This is a genomic window from Micromonospora sp. NPDC047762 (assembly GCF_043204655.1).
Lineage (GTDB): Bacteria > Actinomycetota > Actinomycetes > Mycobacteriales > Micromonosporaceae > Micromonospora.
The window spans coordinates 165,256-182,306 of the sequence record NZ_JBIDCQ010000006.1 but is presented as its reverse complement, the minus strand read 5'-3'; the positions used below and the strand labels follow the sequence as shown (position 1 = coordinate 182,306).

The following is a 17,051-nucleotide window of genomic DNA, read 5'->3' as shown; positions in this document are numbered from 1 at the left end:
CGGTCAGGTGGCCACGCCGTGGCTTCGGAAGAGCTCGTCGATGGCGACCTTGTCGAAAGTCTGCCCCTCGGCGAGTCGGCGCAACACCAGCAGGCAGGGCATGCCGAACTCACCACCGGGAAACGACCTGGACCGGGTCGCGCCGACGCAGACCGACCACGCGGGTGCCTGCCCGCGCGGCAGTTCCACCCCGGTCTCCGCGTCGAAGACACGGGTGCTGGCCGTCAGGATGACGCCGGCGCCGAGCTTGGCGCCGCGCCGCACCCGGCCCCCCTCCACCACGATCGACCGGGAACCGACGAATGCCTCGTCCTCCACCACGACCGGTACCGCGGAGGCCGGCTCCAACACCCCGCCGATGCCCACCCCGCCGGAGAGGTGGACGTTGCGGCCGATCTGCGCGCACGAGCCCACAGTGGCCCAGGTGTCCACCATGGTGCCGGCTCCCACCCAGGCGCCGATGTTGGTGTACGAGGGCATCAGCACCACCCCGGGCGCATGATGGCTGCCCCATCGGGCGATAGCGCCGGGCACCACCCGCACCCCGTCGAAGGAGCGCTTGAGTGGCAGCCGGTCGTGGTACCGGAACGGCCCGGCCTCGGACGGCTCAAGCCCGAGGACCCGGAAGGCCAGCAGGATGGCGCGTTTCGCCCGCTGGTCCACGACCACCTCATCGGTGACCGGATCGACGGCGGCGACCCGACTCACCCCGCTGTCCAGTTGGTCCACCGCGGCGGTGACGACGGCGTGGCCGGCCGGATCGTCGGGGGTCACCGTGTCCCGACGGTCCCACAGCTCGTCGATCTCGGCCGGCAGGGGCGCCCCGGTCGGGGCGTTCGGCACGACAGTGGCGTCAGACATGCGCCGCCCTTCTCTGGTCGGAATCAAGTGGTCCCAGGGCACCCGCCCGGGGGGTGATCTCGGCGATGTCGCGGACGGCGGCGAAGCGGACATGTCCCCGACCCGCCGGACCGTATGCGCCGCCGGGCATCACCACGATGCCGGCGCGACTGGCAAGGCTCCTCGCCCAGGTGTCGCCGTCGCCGCCCGGGGCGGCGGTCCACACGAAGAAGCCACCGTCGGGACTCCGTGCCGCCGCCCCGTTGACGGTGAGCAGTCGCACCAGGTCGGCCACCCGGGTGGCGCCTCGCTCGTACTGGATCCGGGCGTGCTCGTCGTCGCCGAGCAGGTACGCGGCCGACCGCTGGGCGGCCGCGCCCGCCATCAGCCCGGCCGCGCGGCGGCACGGCACCAACCGCTCGACCACGGCGGGATCGCCGGCGTAGAAGCCGACGCGCAGCCCCGGGCTGTTCGACCGCTTCGACAGGCTGTGCACGGCGAGGACCCCGGCGGCGCCGTGCGCCAACGCGGTCCGTGGCGACCCGGACCAGGTCGACTCGGTGTACGCCTCGTCGGAGATCACGAGCACGCCGTACCGTCGGCCCCAGGCGACCACGGTGTCCAACGGTTCGAGCGCACCGGTGGGGTTGCTCGGGCTGTTCACCCACAGGCACAGCGCGCGGTCGCGTACCGCGGCAGGCAGCAGGTCGGGCCGCATGCGGTGATCGGCGTCGGCCGGTACCCGGTGGGTGGCGAAGCCGGCGAGACGCGCCCCGTTCTCGTACGCGGGGTAGCAGAGCTGCGGGACGAGCACCGTGTCACGCCCCGGCGGGACGAGTCCGGCGTCGCGCAGGAACAGCGGCAGGGTGGAGATGAACTCCTTGGCCCCGGCGCAGGCCGCGACGGCGTCCGGTGCGAGCGCGACCCCGAACCGGCGGCGCAGGTAGCCGGCGGCCGCCAGCCGCAGCTCATCGGTCCCGGCACTGGGTGGATAGCCGGCCGGTTCCTGCCCGGGTGGCTCGCCGGGTGTCACCGGCGGCGGATCGGCGGGAACCCCCAGCGACAGGTCGAGCAGTGCCGACCCCGACCCGCGCGCCAGGTCGAGCAGCTCCTCGCGCGACGGCGGGGCGCTCAGCACGGCACGGCAACGCCGGCCATGGTCACCAGCGCGGGGGCGGGCACCACGGCGGGCGGGAACTCGAGGGTGGCGAAGTGGTCGTGTTCATCCTCGGCCCGGCGGATCATCTCGATGCTGCCGTCGCGGCGCAGAAGCAGCTCCTGCGGACGCAGGCGACCGTTGTAGGTGAAGCCCATCGAATGGCCGTGCGCACCGGTGTCGTGGATCAGCAGCAGATCACCCTCACGCAGCGCCGGCAACGGGCGGTCCCTGCCGAACCGGTCGTTGTTCTCACACAGCGGCCCGGTCACGTCCACCGGCTCGGTGGGCCCGGCCGCCCGCGCGAAGGGCACCGTGATGTGGTGGTACGCGTCGCGGTAGAGCGCCGGACGCATCAGCGCCGTCATGCTGGCGTCCACCCCGGCGTACTCGCGCCACTTGGACATCCGGTTCACCACCCGGGTGGCGAGCACCCCGTGCGGTCCGGTGATGAAACGGCCGCTTTCGAAACACAGACGCGGCGCGGGCAGGCCGTACTCCTGCTGCCACCGGTCGAGACGCTCGCGGAGCGCCCGGCCGAGCGCGTCGATGTCGGCGGTCGGTTCGCCCGGCCGGTAAGGGATACCGATGCCACCGCCCAGGTTCAGCGTCCGCACCGCGACGCCCGTGTCGCGGTGCAGGGCGAGGACCTGCTCCAGCAGCAGTTCGAGGGTGAGCAGCACCGGCGCTGCGGTGAGCGAGTTGGAGGCCAGCATCATGTGCAGGCCCACGGTGCGGACCCCGAGCGTCATGGCGCGCGCCACCACGTCGGTAAGCCGGTCGGCGGGGACGCCGAACTTGGCGTCGGCCGGGTCGCCGAGGAAGGTGTCCGCGTGCCGGCGGGAACCCCGGTGCGCGTCGTCGCCCGGGTTGACCCGGAACGCCAGGGTGTCCGGCACGGCGCCCAGTTCCGCGATCTTCTCAAGGACCGTTGCGTCGTCGACGGTGATCAGCGCGTCCGCGCGCAGTGCCGCGGTCAGCTCCGCCCGGCTGGTGTTGTTCGAGTTGAAGCAGATCTGCCGGCCCCGAGCGCCGGCCCGCAGCGCCAGTGTCAGCTCGGGACCCGAGCTGACGTCGAAGCCGAAGCCGTGCCGGGCCAGGATGCGCAGGATCGCCGGATTGGGCAGCGCCTTGACCGCGAAGTACTCGGTGTAGCCCACCGACCGGAACGCCCGGTCGAAGGCCGTACAGGTGTCGTCGATGCCCTGCTCGTCGTAGAGGTGGAACGGTGTGCCGAAACGCTCGACGGCGCGCGGTAGGGCGTCGTCCAGACGTGCCTGGAACGCGGGGCTCACGGGCATCTGTCGGGCTCGCTTTCTGCCAGGGGCGGGTGATTCGGGGTCAGTAGCCGAACCGGGCGATGATCACCGAGCGGACGCGGTCGCCAGAGAGGGGGCGTCGGTAGACGTAGCTGTCCATGCTGACGTCGTCGAAGCCGGCCAGCTGAGCCTGCTCCCGCAGGTAGTCGACGGCGAGCCAGTGGAAGCCGGTCACCCCCGGTGCCGCCTGGACCCGGCTGCCGTCGCGGGTGGCGTCGTTGGAGGCCACGAGGATGCCGCGGCCGTCCACGCCGAGCCAGCTCCGGACGTGCGCCATGATCGGCAAGGTTGCGGTACGGGCGTCGTAGAGGTGGCCGAGCAACCCGTCGAGATAGGCCACCGGCCACGGGTCGGTCGGCGTCCAGGTCGTCACGTCGGCTTCGATCGACCGCACGCCCTTGGCCGTTGACATGGTGACGGCCTCGGCCATCGCGTCCACTGCCAGCACCTCGACCCCGGCCGCGGCCAGGTGACCCTCCACCACCGCGTTGCCGCTGCCCAGGCTGACCAACCGGCGGCTGCCGGCCCGCGTCAGCTCGCCGTTGAGCAGCTCCAGCATCCAGGTCCGATAGGCCGGCGAGTGGGTGGAGGGGGTGACCGAGTCGCCGCGCGCGCCCCCGGTCTCCCAGATGTCGAAGAGGCTGACGTCGTCGCCGGACCGCGAGCGGTAGAAGTCGGCGAGGTCGGCGAGTTGGTCCGGTCGGGTGTCGGTGGTCTCGATGGTCACAGCGGTCACCTTCGTTCGGCAGTAGCCGGCAGGGTCGGTGCGGACAGGACGTCCGCGAGCAACGGCACCAGGTCCTCCATGCCGCAGCGGTAGAAGTGGCCTCCGGGCAGGACCCGGAAGGTGAATGCGGCGGTCGTGAGGGCCGACCAGGCGGTCGTCAACTCGTCGGTGACGAGCGGGTCGTCGGCGCCGCGAACCGCCAGGACGGGGCAGCCGACCGGCGCCGGCCCGACCGGCCGGTAGCGGGCCGATGCCCGCACGTCGCCGACGAGGGCCCGCTCGACGAGCCGCCGGCCCAGCGGCGTCGCCCGGATCTGCGCCGGCAGACCGCCGAGGGCACCCACCCGGTCCCAGATCTCGTCGGCGGTGCCGTCGAGGAGAGCTGCCGTGCTGTGCCGCCACGGCGCTGCGGCACCACTGACCACCACCAGGGCGGGGCCCCTGCCCGCCTGGTGGGCGACCGCCGCCCAGGACGCGGCGAGCAGGGCGCCGAAGCTGTGGCCGACGACGGCCCACCGTTCGCCGGGGGCGGGCGCGTACCGCTGGTCCAGGTCCCGCACGTAGCCGTCGACCTCGGGCGGCGGCCGCTCGGCGATCCGCGCGCCGCGGCCCGGCAGCTCCGGTGCGACGACCGACAGGGCGTCGCCCAGCAGCTCCCCGAGGCGGTCATCCCAACCGCGGAAGACGCCGGCCGAGCCACCCGCGGGGGGCAGCAGGAACAGCCGGCTCGCCGCGACGGTCACGGTGTCGCGGTCGCCGGGACGGCGAGCTCGGCGGCGTACATCCGGTCGAAGGCGGCGACCAGGGTACGGTCGGCCACGGTCCCCCCGCTGAGCGCCGTGCGGCACAGCATCTTCAGCGCGCGCCAACTTTTCGTGGCGGCGGCGAGCCCTTCGATGAACGGCTCGCCGTCACCGGCCAGCCCCGTCCACGGTTCGCCGGTTCGCCGGTACGCCTCCGCCACCGCCAGGTACGCCCGCTCGATCATCAGCGCCGAGTGGTACGTGTTGGTCAGTTGCGCGTGCCGGCGCTGGCCGGGTGCGGTGAGCGCCGGCACGAACGCGTCGCGGTACCGGGACAGCTGCTGGGGCAGCGTCCGCCGGTCGGCGAGAAGGGCGTCGACGGCGGCGCGTTCACGACGGTGAACCGTCCCGTCGGCCAGGGCGGTCTGGGTCCGCTCGCCCAGGTGCAGCCGGTAGAGCGAGTCGTGCTTGTCGTAGACGTGGAACAGGTTGGAGCGGACCGCCTCGACGAACAGGGCCCGATCGAAGCGCAGCACCAGGGTACGGACGCCGACGTTGTCGATGCCGAGGTACGAGTTCTCGTCGAAGTCGACGACCGTCACCTTGTGCCCGTTGGTGCGGTGCTCGCGCAGGTAGTACTCGTCGAAGTGCTCGTGGTAGTAGCTGTCGACGCGGGCGACGCAGTGCCCGTGGTCGCGCACGGCGCCGCGCAACGTCACCTCGATGTCACCGTCGACGGGCAGGTGGTGCTTTTCCACGCCCCACTCCCCCAGTAACAGGGCGTCGCGGGCCGCCTCGCCGTCGAGAAGGTTCCGGCAGGACAGGCCACCCCACTCGGCGCGCAGCGTCGGGGCGCCGGCGACCAGGAGGAACGCCGCGAGCAGCCGAGGCGGCAGAAGCTGGGTCAGGCTGACGATGTGGCAGTCGTAGTAGACGCTTTCCACGGCGTTCCAGTGCCGGCCGGTGACCTCAGACTGGTGGGCGGTCACCCCGGGAACGTCGCGGGTCGGGTGGGCGACGGCGACGGGCTCGGGCACGAAGGCCACTGTCACGGCGTCGCTCGTCGGGCTGTCGGTCCTGGGACCGTCGACGGTGGTGGTCACGGGCGTCTCCCGAAGGCGAGGCGGAGGGTGGCGGGTGAGCGGAAGCTGAGCCCCTGCACGGGGCTCGGCGTGACGTCGGCGAAGCGCAGGCCGGGGCGGCGTTCGAGCAGCAGGCGCAGCGCGGTGGTCACCTCTGCCAGGGCCATCCGGCGGCCCATGCACTGGTGGCGCCCGGCGCCGAAGGAGAGCAGGCGCTGGTTTCCCGGCCGGCCCGGGTCGAACGTGTCCGGGTCCGGGAACACCGCCGGGTCACGGTTGGCCGAGCCGAGCAGGACGGTCAGCAACGAACCCTTCGGGATGTCCTGGCCGAGAAGCTCCCCGCCACCCCAGATCCGGATGGTGCTGTGGATCGGCGCCTCGTACCGCAGGGTCTCGTCCACCACCGCCTCGACGAGGGTGCCGTCCGCGGCGACCTGCGCCATCAGCTCCGGGCGCGAGCACAGGGTGTGCAGCACGTTCGCGATCAGCCGGTTGCTCGTGTCGATGGCGGCGGGGATGAGCAGCCCGACCTGGCGGACGATCTCGTCGTCGTCGACGTCGGCGCCCTCCGCGGCGGAGGACAGCAACTGGCCGATGACGCTGTCGTCCGGTGCGGGTCGCAGCTCGGCGACCCGGCTGTGCAACAGGGCGCTCATGCGTGCCCACGCCGCGACGGCGGCCCGTCGGCGCACCGGATCGGCCGAGTCGATGAAGGCGATCACCGCGTCGCTGCAGGTCTGGAACTGCGGCACGTCCGCCGGTCGCAGGCCGATGATGCGCGACATCACCCGGATCGGTACGGCGTTCGCGAAGCCCGTCACGTAGTCGGCCGGGCCATCACCGGCCGCCGTGTCGAGATCGTCGAGCACGCCGCGCACCGCCGCCGGGACGAGTTCGTCGAGGTACCCGGGGATGGCCGACGCGGAGAAGCTCCGGTTGGTCAACGCCCGCAGCCGGACATGCTCCTCCCCCTCCACGTCGGTCACCGTGCGACCGAACAGCACCCGGGTCGCCCGGAACGGACTCTCCACACTGGAACGCCGGTCGCGTAGTACCGCCCCGGCGGCGGCGTGGTCGGTGGCGAACCAGGTGCGGCGCGACGTCGAGTGGACGAGCTGGCCCTGCGCCCGCAGCGCCGCGTACACGGGATAGGGGTCGAGCTGGAACGCGGGCGTCCCGAAGTCGCGGTCGGCGCCGTTGCGCGCGGGCGCGGTCACCGCATCACCGCCGCATCCGGCGCGTCGGCCGGCTCCCGCACGGCGGCGAAGCGCAGCCGGTGGTAGTCGGCGTACCAGCGGCCGTCGCGCAGCAACGTCGGCGCGGCCAGCTCGTTGATCCGCGCCAGGACGGCGTCGCGCCGCTGCGGCGGCACATGGCCGATCAGGGCCGCGCCGAACATGGCGACCCAGTCGGCGACACCGCCAGGGCAGTCGGTCAACTCGGTGGGCCGGGCGAAGTAGTCCATCCGCAGCACCTGGAAGCCGTGCGCCTCCAGCAGAGTGGCGTACTCCCCCGGGCTCGGGAAGTACCAGGGCATCCGCGCGCCCTCGGTCAGACCCTGCTCGGCCAGCGCGGCACGGACGGCGGCGAGGATCCCGGCCACGTTGTGCGCACCGCCGAGTTCGGCGACGAAACGCCCACCCGGGCGCAGCGCGCGGCGGACGGCGACGACGACCTCCGCCGGACGGGTCATCCAGTGCAGCGCGGCGTTGGAGAACACCGCGTCGACCTGCTCGTCGATCTGGAAGTCGTGGCCGTCCGCGAGTAGCACGTCCGATCCCAGGCGGGCGGTGGCCGAGGCGACCATGGCGGGGTCGCCGTCGACCGCGATCACCCGCGCCCCGCGCGCCGCGATCGTGGCGGCCAGCTCACCGGTGCCGCACCCCAGGTCGAGGACGGTCTCGCCGGGCACCGGGGCGAGCAGCTCGACGACACCGCCGGCCAGCGCGGACACGTAGCCGAACTGACGGTCGTAGCGGTCGGCGTCCCACCCGGGGTCGGGCCGGGACTGGTGGACGGAGTGCTGTGTCATCGTGTCACCCTCGATCAATCTGTTGGAGCATGAGTTCGGTGGTGCCGCCGGCGAGCGCCAGGCCGGTCGCGTCACGCAGGGCCCGTTCCGCCGGATGGCCGCGCCGGTAGCCGTCAGCACCGGAGAGTTGCAGCGCCTCGTCGGCCACCTCGGCCAGCACTGCGGCGGCCCGGTGTTTGCCGGCGGCCGCCCAGCCGCCGGGGCAGGCGCCTGCGGCGAGCAGCCGAAGGCTCTGCCCGGCCATCGCCTGCACCTCCTGGATCGCGGCGTCGAGCCGGGCGAGCGTGAATCGGACGTGCTGGTTGGTGATCAGCGGAACCCCGAAGGTGATCCGCCGGCCGGCGTCGGCGACCGCGTGGTCCAGGACCGACTCGGCCAGTTCGGCCATCCGGACGGCGAGCATCACGCGTTCGTGGATCCAGTGGCGCATCAGCACCAGCAGTCCGTGCCCGCCGACGGCGAGCACGGCGGCGACCGGGGCCGCGTCGAGGACCACCGCACCGGTCAGGCCGGTGTGTCCCAGGCCGTCCAGGGTGGTCACCCCGACGCGCGGCCCGGCGGACACCAGCAGAAGCGCCGGCCCACGCCGACCGGTGCGCCCGTCGCGGTCGTCGGCCAGTACGAGCAGGTGGTCGGCGTACGGGGCGTTGCTGATGAACCACTTCGTTCCGGTCACGGTCAGCCCACCTGCCGCCCCGGCGCCCACAGTGGTCTTCAGGGCGGTCAGGTCGCTGCCGCCGTCCGGTTCGGTGGCGGCCAGCGCACTGGTCGCCGAGCCGGCCAGGGCGTCCGCCACCAGCCCCACCGGTGTCGTCGGCAGGACGCCGAGCAGGCGTGTCGCCACCTCCAGGTGGGTGAGCAGCGCCGCGCCCGGCGCGCCGTTACCGACCCGGGCGAACGCGCGGTGCAACGCGGCGGCGCGCCACAGGGCTGCGGCGCGGTCGCCGCCACGCTCGGCCCACGCGTCGCGCAGCAGGCCGGCCTCGCCGACGGCGCGCAGCAACTCCCGTACGGGCGGGCCGGCCGACTCCCAGACGCCCGCAGCGAGCAGACCGTCGCGGTGCCGGTCGGTGAAGGCGTCGAGCCGCGTCGCGAATTCGACGTCGGCGGCGCCCTGCGGACAACGCGACCCGACGGTCGAGGCGAGCACCGACGCGGCGGTCACTGGGGCCACCCGCGCAGGCGGGCGAGGGCGGTGAGCATCATCTCGTCCGATCCGGTGGAGATGGACAACAGCCGGGTGTCGCGGAAGGCGCGGTTGACCGGGTGGGTGCTGAGCTGCCCCTCGGCGCCGTGCAGGTGCAGGCAGGTGCGGGCTACCTCACGGGTGAGACGGCTGGAGCGCAGCTTGACCGCTGCGGACAGGGTGTTCACCGCACCGCCGGTCACCCACCGGTCGATGCCGGTGTACGCGAGCTGGCGAACCGCCTCCACCTCGGCGCGCAGGCCTGCCAGCTGCGCGGCGGGCTGCTGACGGTCGGCGATCGGCACGCCGAAGGTACGCCGCTCCCGCAACCGCTCGGCGGTTCGCAGCAGCAGGGTGTCCGCCATGGCGATCGCGCGGCAGGCGGACAGGATGCGTTCCGGTTCGAACTGGCGCAGCTGGGTGACCAGTCCGAGGCCGTGCCCGCCGAGGCGGTGCCCGTCGGGCACGAACACGCCGTCGAAGCGGAGCTGCCCGGCGACGCCGGCGGTCCGCAGCCCGAGCGTGGCGTCCGCCGGTTCCCTGCTCACGCCCGGGGCGTCGGCCGGCACCATCAGCAGGACGTGACCGAAGGTCCCACGAGCCTCGGGCAGCCGGGCCAGCACCGCGAAGGCGTCCGCGGTGAGCCCCGCCACGACCCACCGCTTGGCGCCGGTCAACCGGTACCCGCCCGGCTCGGGGGTGGCCGTGGTGGCGACGGCGGCCACGTCGGCGCCGGCGCCCGGCTCGGAGACCGCGTGCCCGAGCAGGCAGCGCCCCGCCAGGGCCGGGCGCAGGAAACGCTCGACGGCCTCCGGCCCGCCGGCCTCGGCCAGCATGGGCGCGACCATGTCGTTGTGGACCGTCACCCCCATGCCCACGCTGTCGAACAACAGCGCACCGAGGCATTCGGCGAGGACCACGTGCTCCCAGGCGGTGCCGCCGGCGCCGCCCTGGTCGACGGCGAACCGCATACCGAGCCAGCCTCGCGCGGCCAAGCCGGTCAGGACCTCGCGCAGGGGAATCGCGCCGTGCCGCTCCCAGGCGTCGACCATGGGTACGACGGTGGCCGCGAGGTGCTCGGTGAGGCGGGCCCGCAGCTCGTCCTCGGCGGGCGTGAACCAGCCGGTGCGGGCCGCGACGGTGAGGGCCGCGGTTTTCACGGTGCCTCGTCGAGCAGCAGCGCGGCGATGCGGGCGCGATCCGGTTTGCCGGTGGACAGCACCGGCACGGACGGCAGCCGGTACAGCTCCCGCGGCACCATGTATCGGGGCAGGAGGTTGCCCACGTGCCTGAGCAGGGCCTCCACCGTGTCTCCGGTCAGTGGCAGCAGGGCGACGGCCGGGTCGGGATCCGGTTGGTCGACGGTCGCGTGGGGGCGCAGCACCACGGCGCACGCCAGCGACAGCCCGTCGCGCGGATCCGGGACGGCCGCCACGAACGCGCTGCCGACGGCCGGGTGCGTCTCCACGGCGCGGCGCACCTCGTTGAGGTTGATCCGGTAGCCCTTGATCTTCACCTCGTCGTCGCGCCTGCCCGCGAAGCGCAGCGCCCCGTCCGCGCCGCGTTCGCCGATGTCGCCGGTGAGGTAGAAGCGCGTCCCCTCGTGGTCGAGGAAGACCGCCGCCTCCTCCGTCGGCCGGTCCAGGTACCCGCTCATCAGCTGCGCGCCGGCGATGGCGATCTCACCCGGGCCGTCCGTGGTGATCCGGCCGTCGGCGTCCCGGAAACGGATCGTCACCCCCGGCAGCGGGGGTCCGATGGGGTACGCCTCGGTGCGGCCCGGTTCCCGCTCGGCGATCGGGTGGAAGGTCACCCCGCACGTCGCCTCGGTCGGCCCGTAGCCGTTGACCACCACGAGATTCGGGGCCGCGTGCAGCCAGTCCTGGACGGTGGCCGGGTTCAGCACCTCCGCGCCGGTGAGGATCCGGCGCAGCGCGCCCAGGTCCCGCCCCGACAACCCGGGCTCCGTCCGGGCCAGCAGCGTCAACGTGGAGACCACCGCGGTGAAGTGGGTGATCCGGTCCCGTTCGATGAGGTCCAGCACCCGAGCCGGCACGACGAACGCCGGGCCGAGCCGCACGTGCGCCCCCTTGAGCAGCGGCAACAGCAGGTCCGCCACCGAACCGTCGAAGTGCAGGGCTGTCGTGTTCAGGCAGCGTGCCCGATCGGTGATGCCGAGCACCGGGTCGACCGCGGCGAAGAACGCCTCCAGCGCGCTGTGCGGGATCCGGACGCCCTTCGGTCGTCCGGTGCTGCCGGAGGTGTACAGCACATACACCCCGTCATCCGGCGCGGTGGCCACCGGCAGGTCGTCGAGGTGCGCGTCCGCCTCGGTGCCGAGTTCCTCCACCGCCACCACCGGCACGGGCAGCCCCTGGTCGACCAGCCGGGCCACCGCCGCGCGGCGGGCCAGCAGACGTGGGCTGCCGCAGTCCAGCAGCAACGCGCGCCGCCGGTCCGCGGGCGCCGAGGGGTCGATCGGCAGGTAGGCGGCGCCGGCGGCGACCGCACCCAGCAGCGCCGTCACCGTCGCGGCGGTCTTCTCGCCGTGGACGGCGACCAGGTCACCGCGGCGCACCCCACGGCTGCGCAGACCCGCGGCGACCCGCAGCACCCGCTGCCACAGCTCGGCGCGGGTGAGCGTCGCGTCCGGTCCGGTGAGCGCGGGCAGGTCCGGCCCGGTGGCGGCCTGCGCGGCGAGCGCCGCCATGAGGGACCAGCCGACCGGCGTCGGCGCGCCGGCCGGCGGCGTCGAGGGCTCGACGAGCATGGTCATCGGGTCGCACGCCGCTCGACGAGGGCGACCAACGTCGACAGGCTCTCCAACGCGTCGAGGTCCTCGATCTCCTCCCCGAACTCGATGCCGTACTCGCTGCCGAGCCGGACGGTGAGCTCCACAGCGTCGAGTGAGTCCAGGTTGAGCGCGCGCATGAAGTTGTCGTCGGCGGCCAGCTCGGCCGAGACGTCGCGCTTCTTGATGGTGGCGAGGGTGTCGGCGAGGCGGTCGCGCACGCTCTCGGCGGTCGGATGGGTCATCGGCTGACTCCTGAACGGTCTCGGGTGACACGGGTACGACCGGGCACGGTCGTACCGGTGCGGCGGGTGCGGTTACCGGCTGGCCGGGACGGCCGGCGCGGTCGGGACATCGGAGGTGCGCGGGGCGGCCGGCCGGGCGGCGGACCGCACCGTCCAGGCCACCGCCGCCACCAGGCAGGCGGTGCCCACCACGGTGGCCGAGGTCAGGTCCTCACCGAGGACCAGCGCTCCCAACGCCACCGCCACGAGCGGGTTGACGTACGAGTAGGTGCTGGCCAGCCGCTGGTCCACCCGGGTGACGAGCCACGTGTACGCGAGGAAACCCACCAGCGACCCGAGCAGCACGAGATGCAGCTGCGCCAACCACACGGTGGGGTGCAGGTGGCTGACGTCCAGCCGGCCCCACTCTCCGGCGAGCCCGGAGACGACAAGCAGTGCCAGGCCGCCGCCGAGCATCTGCACCGCGCTGGACAGGGCGGCGCCCGGCACGGTGTCGCCGGGGGTGCCGCGCCCCACCGAGGCGGCGGCGATCCGCCCCGCCACGGCCCACGTCAACGCCGCGGCCAGCACGAGCAGCGAGGGCAGCAGCGGGCCCGGCTGGAAACCGAGAAGGATCGCCACGCCGGCCAGTCCGACCGTGGCCGCGCCCAGGTCCCGCCCTCTCGGCCGGCCCCCCATCACCAGCACCCAGATGGGTACCGTGGCGAAGTAGGTGCCGGCCGCCGCCGACGGCAGATCCTCGGAGGCGACACTGACCAGCCCGTTCGCGCCGAGGAAGTGCATGAGCCCGAGCAGGGTCAGCCGCCCGGTGTGCCCGCGCAACCGCACCGCCAGTCCCGGCTGGCCGCGCCGGCGCCAGTGCCAGCACAGCCCGCCGAGCAGCAGCGCCCCCGCCACGGAGAAGCGGACCCCGGCAGCGAACAGGGGCGGCACCTCCTGGACGACCACTCGGATACCGAGGAAGGTCGAACCCCAGAGCAGCCACACCGCGAGCAGCGCCGCGGCGATGCGCCACCGGTCGGCAGTCGGCCGGTCCATCGTCAGGGCGGGCGTCGACGTCCTCGGTCGCGCCGAGGCGGAGTCCAGGCGGCGGTCCGGCCAGGGGCGTCGACGCACGCGCTAGGCCGGGTTCAAGGCGAGGATGCGGTCGAGGTACCGGCAGGAGGAGTTCAGCCTCCACAGGGCACCGCGTGCCATGGCCCGGCGGGTCTGCGGCTCGGCCGCCATCGGCTTGACGACGTGGGCGAACCACGCGCTCGCGTGGTGGGCGTCGATGCCGATGTGCAGCCGGTGGTACGTGATGCCGTCGGCGGGGAGCCCGAGGCGCTCCCAGCCGTGCAGCACCTGGGAGAACCGGTCCGGCGCCAGCCACTCCGCGACGGCGAGGTGGCCGACGGCCTCGCCGAACAGGTTCCGGTACCGGCAGATCAGCACCGGTAGGTTCCCGCCGAGCAGCGCCTCCGTCGACAGGCTCTCCTTCAGCTCGTCGTCGGTGATGCCGAAGTGGGCGATGATCCGGCCGAACAGCGTGGTGTGGACCATCGCGGGGTCGCCGTTGCCCATCTCGTCCCAGAAGTTCTTGGCGATCTCCATCTTGGTCTCACCGTCCGAGCCGACCTGCATCATGGCCAGCAGGTCGTCGAACCGGGCGTCCACCGACGACTCCTGCAACACGAAACTGCGGAAGTCCTCCGGGGTGGCCCGCTCGCGCAGAAAGGAGTGGTAATAGGGGTGCTTGAACACCCGGTGCTCCCGCGTCATGTTCTTGAGCCATGGCACGAACCGCTCCGGGTCGTCCGGGATCGAGGCGTAGATGCTCTCGTCGATCCAGCTGTCCTCGTCCCGCGCGGTGTCCCGCTCCAGTTGCCGCGTCACCGCGTGCAGGACGGTGGACGCCTCGGCTGTCGATTCCGCCCCCAACTGGGTGTGCAGGCCGTAGATCTTCGCCAGCAGGTACTGCTGTGCGAACTGGGCGTCGGCGTCCCCGGCGGACGCCGCGGTACCCAGCCGGGTGACGTTCTCGAGCAGTTCGTCGTAGGCGTCCTGATCGGCGTACGAACGGTCGAAGTCTTCCTCGGACAGAGCGAAGCGACTCACCAGATCGGTGACGAACGCCGTAGGAGTGGTGCTCAGCGTGGCGGGCATCCGGGTGCGCTCCTTGCAGTCGGTATAACCCGAAGCATTCCCCCGCCGTCTGCACGGCTTCGCTGATTTTTCTGTATTCGCAGGTCGGAGGGCACGCGACGCGCCGCGTTTCCCCGGCCGCCCGGAACTGGCCACCCCCTGCCCGCGCCGGGCGACGACGTCATGGGGACGTGTTCGAGAAGTAGACCCCGAGGCCAGCCAGCAGCAGGCTGATCAGGCTGGCACCAGCGCGTACGGAGTTCCACCACGTCCAGGCGGACGAGTAGGCGGCCCACACGCGTACCGCCTCCGCGAGATCGGTTGGCACGCCTGCGGCGTCGAGCGTCTCGTTCATCGGCACGTTGACGACCACCGTCGGGATGAACGCGCCCACCAGGTACACCCCGGCGGCCACCAGGAACAGCACACCCGCCGACCGCGTCCCGAGGATCAACAGGAACACACCGGTCACCGTGGCGGCGACGAGCGGGCCGAAGAACGTGACGAAGAACAGCGGATTCTGGATCCTCTGGTTGATGCTCGTCATGGCCCGGATCGCGGTGCCAGCGTCGGCGGCGTTCAGACCGGGCATCACCGCTACCGAAAAGGCGTAGTAGACACCCGTGATCGCACCCGTCACCACCAGGGTCACCGCCGCCGACCAGGCAGCCAGGGTGGCGTTCATGCCCAGTCTCCACCGGGTGACGTGTCCCATGCACCAGCGGCGGCGGCGTCGCGGGCATAGTCGGTGAAGTCGCGCGGCCTGCGGCCCAGCGCCCGTTGCACACCATCGGCGAGCTGTGCGTTGCGGCCGTCCAACACCTTGCCGAACAGCTCGATCAGGACCGCAGTGAGCTCCGCCGGCACGTCGTACCCGGCCATCACGGCGGCGTACTCCTCTGGCGACACCGATCGGTAGCGGATCTCCCGCCCGAGCGCGTTGCCGATCTCCGAGGTCGCCTCGGCGAAGGTGAAAAGTCGCGGCCCGGTCACCTCGTAGAGCTGCCCCGCGTGCCCGTCGTCGGTCAGCGCAGCGACCACGATGTCGGCGATGTCGAGGGCGTCGACGAACGGCTCCGGCACGTTCCCGGCCGGGAGGACGACCTCGCCGCCGCGTATCGAGTCGGTCAGGAAGTCCTCGCTGAAGTTCTGGCTGAACCAGCTCGCCCGCACGATCGTCCAGGCCACTCCGGAGTCCTGGACCACCCGCTCACTGAGTTTGGCCTCCTCCTCGCCCCGGCCGGAAAGCAGAACCAACCGTTCGATCCCGCCGGACACCGCCTGTTCCGTGAACGAACGGACCGTCGCGAGGGCGTCCGACGCGGCCAGGTCCGGGTAGTACACCAGGTAGACCGACGAAACCCCGTCCAGTACGGGCGCCCAGGTGCGCTGGTCGGTCCAGTCGAACGGCGGCTCGCCGGAACGGGAGCCGACCCGTACCGGCCGGTCGAGTCTGGTGAGCCGGTCCACCACCCGGCGGCCCGTCTTGCCGGTGCCGCCCAGTACGAGGATTGGCTGCTCATCAACGGTCTTCGTCATGGCAACCAGTCAAGTCGAGGGTGAGCGCACCGGGAATGGGCGAGACTCTCGATCGCATGTCCCGACGTCTCGACCGCCCACCGCACAGGGCTAACCTGAGCGCATGGACGCGCTCGCGGGGCTGCTGGACGGGCCGAGGGCGCGCGGTGCGTTCCTGATGCGGTCGGTGTTCGACCCGCCCTGGTCGGTACGGATCCAGGATCGTGCGCCCCTCACCCTGGTCACCATGCTGCGCGGCACTGCGTGGGTGGTGCCGGATCGGGGTGCTCCGGTGCCGCTACGCCCAGGCGATGTCGCGATCATCCGTGGCCCGGAGCCGTACACCATCGCCGACGACCCGGCCACGGCGCCGCAGGCAGTGATCCATCCCGGTGAGCACAGCACCACGCCCACCGGGGACGAGTTGTGCGAAGTGATGGACCTGGGTGTCCGGACCTGGGGCGAACGCGCTGACGGGATGGCGGTGCTGCTCAGTGGCACGTACCAGTTGCAGGGCGAGGTCAGCCAACGGCTGCTGAGGGTCCTGCCCCATCTCCTGGTGCTGCCGGCCGGAACACTGGACAGCCCCCTCATCCCCTTGCTCGGCGACGAGATGACCAAGGACGAGCCGGGGCAGGATGTGGTCCTGGACCGGCTGCTCGACCTACTGCTCATCGCCGTACTTCGGGCCTGGTTCTCCCGGCCCGAGGCGGCGGCGCCCTCCTGGTACCGAGCGCACGGCGATCCGGTGGTCGGCAGGGCGTTGCGACTGCTGCACGACCACCCGGCAAAGCCCTGGACGGTGGCCACCCTCGCGGCCGGCACCGGTATCTCGCGGGCGGTGCTGGCCCGCCGGTTCACCGAACTGGTCGGCGAACCTCCGATGGCGTACCTCACCAACTGGCGGCTCGCGCTGGCCGCCGACCTGCTGCGCGAACCGGACGCCACCGTCGGCGCGGTGGCCCGCCAGGTCGGCTACGGCAGCTCATTCGCACTCAGCGCGGCCTTCAAACGGGTACGCGGTCTCAGCCCGGCCGAACACCGGCAGGCCATCGGGTCGCCTGACGTCACTCCAGTGGGATGACCGTGCCGAGGCTGGCCGTGGGCATCCGTTCCTCATCGTCCGCCACCACCGAATCAGCGAACGAGAACCTGCCAATGGGCGGTGGCCCGAGTCCGTCCGGGGATGACGATGGCGCATCACACCGTGGCCCGTGCCCGTCGGCGGCGTCGCAGTCCAACGGGGATGGCTGCTCCGCAACGACCGGTACGCCGCCTTCGCCGAAGC

General features: G+C 72.5%; 17 protein-coding genes. 1 reads left to right on the top strand and 16 read right to left on the bottom strand.

From position 1 onward, the window contains the following. Positions 1–3: 3 nt before the first annotated feature. The 16 genes from ACGF3C_RS20100 to ACGF3C_RS20025 form a co-directional block, all read right to left on the bottom strand. A complete protein-coding gene (locus ACGF3C_RS20100) occupies positions 4–861 on the bottom strand; it encodes a 2,3,4,5-tetrahydropyridine-2,6-dicarboxylate N-succinyltransferase (RefSeq protein ID WP_393224011.1) in 858 nt (285 codons plus the stop codon). Beyond that, positions 854–1,978: an aminotransferase class I/II-fold pyridoxal phosphate-dependent enzyme gene (locus ACGF3C_RS20095; RefSeq protein WP_357233795.1), complete on the bottom strand. Its 1,125-nt coding sequence runs from the start codon at positions 1,976–1,978 to the stop codon at positions 854–856. The genes ACGF3C_RS20100 and ACGF3C_RS20095 overlap by 8 nt, the downstream gene beginning before the upstream one ends. After that, positions 1,972–3,297: a diaminopimelate decarboxylase gene (gene lysA / locus ACGF3C_RS20090; protein ID WP_393224008.1), complete on the bottom strand. Its 1,326-nt coding sequence runs from the start codon at positions 3,295–3,297 to the stop codon at positions 1,972–1,974. The genes ACGF3C_RS20095 and lysA overlap by 7 nt, the downstream gene beginning before the upstream one ends. 40 nt (positions 3,298–3,337) lie before the next feature. After that, on the bottom strand, positions 3,338–4,042 hold the full coding sequence (locus tag ACGF3C_RS20085; protein WP_393224005.1) for a class I SAM-dependent methyltransferase: 705 nt from the start codon (positions 4,040–4,042) through the stop codon (positions 3,338–3,340). A 5-nt stretch (positions 4,043–4,047) separates the two neighbouring features. Next, positions 4,048–4,785: a thioesterase II family protein gene (locus ACGF3C_RS20080; RefSeq protein ID WP_393224003.1), complete on the bottom strand. Its 738-nt coding sequence runs from the start codon at positions 4,783–4,785 to the stop codon at positions 4,048–4,050. Continuing rightward, entirely contained in the window at positions 4,782–5,888 is a 1,107-nt protein-coding gene (locus ACGF3C_RS20075) for a hypothetical protein (RefSeq protein ID WP_393224000.1), read from the bottom strand. Before ACGF3C_RS20075 ends, ACGF3C_RS20080 begins: the two co-directional genes overlap by 4 nt. Next, positions 5,885–7,084 (bottom strand): cytochrome P450, encoded by a 1,200-nt coding sequence (locus tag ACGF3C_RS20070; RefSeq protein WP_393223997.1) that lies wholly within the window; start codon positions 7,082–7,084, stop codon positions 5,885–5,887. The genes ACGF3C_RS20075 and ACGF3C_RS20070 overlap by 4 nt, the downstream gene beginning before the upstream one ends. Further along, positions 7,081–7,899: a class I SAM-dependent methyltransferase gene (locus ACGF3C_RS20065; RefSeq protein WP_393223995.1), complete on the bottom strand. Its 819-nt coding sequence runs from the start codon at positions 7,897–7,899 to the stop codon at positions 7,081–7,083. Before ACGF3C_RS20065 ends, ACGF3C_RS20070 begins: the two co-directional genes overlap by 4 nt. Before the next feature lie 4 nt (positions 7,900–7,903). Next, positions 7,904–9,064 (bottom strand): acyl-CoA dehydrogenase family protein, encoded by a 1,161-nt coding sequence (locus ACGF3C_RS20060; protein ID WP_393223992.1) that lies wholly within the window; start codon positions 9,062–9,064, stop codon positions 7,904–7,906. Next, positions 9,061–10,245, bottom strand: coding sequence for an acyl-CoA dehydrogenase family protein (locus tag ACGF3C_RS20055; protein ID WP_393223989.1), 1,185 nt, complete (start codon positions 10,243–10,245; stop codon positions 9,061–9,063). Before ACGF3C_RS20055 ends, ACGF3C_RS20060 begins: the two co-directional genes overlap by 4 nt. Beyond that, entirely contained in the window at positions 10,242–11,861 is a 1,620-nt protein-coding gene (locus tag ACGF3C_RS20050; RefSeq protein ID WP_393223986.1) for an amino acid adenylation domain-containing protein, read from the bottom strand. Before ACGF3C_RS20050 ends, ACGF3C_RS20055 begins: the two co-directional genes overlap by 4 nt. Beyond that, positions 11,858–12,121: an acyl carrier protein gene (locus ACGF3C_RS20045; protein ID WP_393223983.1), complete on the bottom strand. Its 264-nt coding sequence runs from the start codon at positions 12,119–12,121 to the stop codon at positions 11,858–11,860. Before ACGF3C_RS20045 ends, ACGF3C_RS20050 begins: the two co-directional genes overlap by 4 nt. Positions 12,122–12,193: 72 nt before the next feature. Next, on the bottom strand, positions 12,194–13,159 hold the full coding sequence (locus ACGF3C_RS20040) for an EamA family transporter (protein ID WP_393223981.1): 966 nt from the start codon (positions 13,157–13,159) through the stop codon (positions 12,194–12,196). A gap of 81 nt (positions 13,160–13,240) precedes the next feature. Then, on the bottom strand, positions 13,241–14,266 hold the full coding sequence (locus tag ACGF3C_RS20035; RefSeq protein WP_393223978.1) for an iron-containing redox enzyme family protein: 1,026 nt from the start codon (positions 14,264–14,266) through the stop codon (positions 13,241–13,243). 160 nt (positions 14,267–14,426) lie between these two features. Continuing rightward, positions 14,427–14,930: a DUF1772 domain-containing protein gene (locus ACGF3C_RS20030; RefSeq protein WP_393223975.1), complete on the bottom strand. Its 504-nt coding sequence runs from the start codon at positions 14,928–14,930 to the stop codon at positions 14,427–14,429. Further along, positions 14,927–15,784, bottom strand: a complete 858-nt coding sequence (locus tag ACGF3C_RS20025) for an NmrA family transcriptional regulator (RefSeq protein WP_393223972.1) — start codon at positions 15,782–15,784, stop codon at positions 14,927–14,929. Before ACGF3C_RS20025 ends, ACGF3C_RS20030 begins: the two co-directional genes overlap by 4 nt. Positions 15,785–15,887: 103 nt before the next feature. Between ACGF3C_RS20025 and ACGF3C_RS20020 the strand changes: the two genes are divergently transcribed. Further along, entirely contained in the window at positions 15,888–16,847 is a 960-nt protein-coding gene (locus tag ACGF3C_RS20020; RefSeq protein WP_393223969.1) for an AraC family transcriptional regulator, read from the top strand. Positions 16,848–17,051: the final 204 nt, after the last annotated feature.